This window comes from Streptomyces sp. NPDC006174 (genome assembly GCF_040614075.1).
Lineage (GTDB): Bacteria > Actinomycetota > Actinomycetes > Streptomycetales > Streptomycetaceae > Streptomyces.
Genome location: NZ_JBEXTJ010000031.1, coordinates 1 through 1040 on the forward strand (window position 1 = coordinate 1; position 1040 = coordinate 1040).

Below are 1040 nucleotides of genomic sequence, written 5' to 3' on the forward strand. Positions count from 1 at the left end.
CCCTCGAACCCCTCACCCAACACCCCCACCGACCCGGCCTCCCCATACACCGAGTCATAAATCTCCCGCCACTCATCCACCTGATCACTCACCGAGCCGCCCGACTCCTCGGCGGACGGGACGACATACGCCACCAGGCGCAGGTCGTCGGCGTTGTGGCGACGAGCGATGACGAGGGCCTGCGAGACGCCCGGCTCGGCCTCCAACACCGCCTGGACCTCGCCCGGTTCGATCCGGAAACCGCGGATCTTGACCTGATCGTCGGCACGGCCGAGATACTCCAGCTGACCGTCGGTGTTCCACCGCACCAGATCACCGGTGCGATACATCCGCTCACCCGGACCGCCGAACGGACTGGCCACGAAACGGGCCGCCGTCAGGCCTGCTCGGCCTCGGTAACCACGCGCCAGACCCGCACCCGACACATACAACTCCCCCGGAACACCCGGGGGTACGAGACCCAGCCGCTCATCCAGCACGAAGAGACGGGCTCCGGGGACCGGACGGCCGATCGGGGCACCCTGACCCGCCACCAGCGGGTCACTGATCGCGGCCGCCACGGTGATCTCCGTCGGACCGTAGGCGTTGACGACCCGTCGGCCACCGGACGACCAACGCGCCACCAACTCCGGCGGGCACGCCTCCGCCCCCACCACCAGAGCCACCAACCCATCCAACCGGTCCCAGGCACCGGCCGGCAGCGTCGCCACCACGGACGGCGGCAAGAACGCATGCGTCACCCCACCCGCCGACAACGCCCGCTCCAGTTCTTCACCCGCGAGTCCGGAACCCTCCGGGACCACCAGGGCGCCACCGGAACCCCACGCCAGAACCAGCTCCAGGACCGAGGCGTCAAAGCTCAGCGACGCCGTCCGCAACACCCTGCTGCCCGAACCCGCGCCAACCTTGTTCACGAGACCAGCGGCGAACCCGGCCAGCCCCGCGTGCGTGACCTCCACACCCTTCGGAACCCCCGTCGAACCCGACGTGTAGATCACATACGCCACATCCGACAGCTCCAACGCCCTACGCCGGTCAGC

General features: G+C 69.2%; 1 protein-coding gene. It reads right to left on the reverse strand.

The window, feature by feature from the left end:
• Positions 1-1007, reverse strand: a 1007-nt coding sequence (locus tag ABZ267_RS33165; RefSeq protein ID WP_356757053.1) for an amino acid adenylation domain-containing protein, incomplete at its 3' end; no start/stop codon positions are given.
• Between the last annotated feature and the right edge of the window lie 33 nt (positions 1008-1040).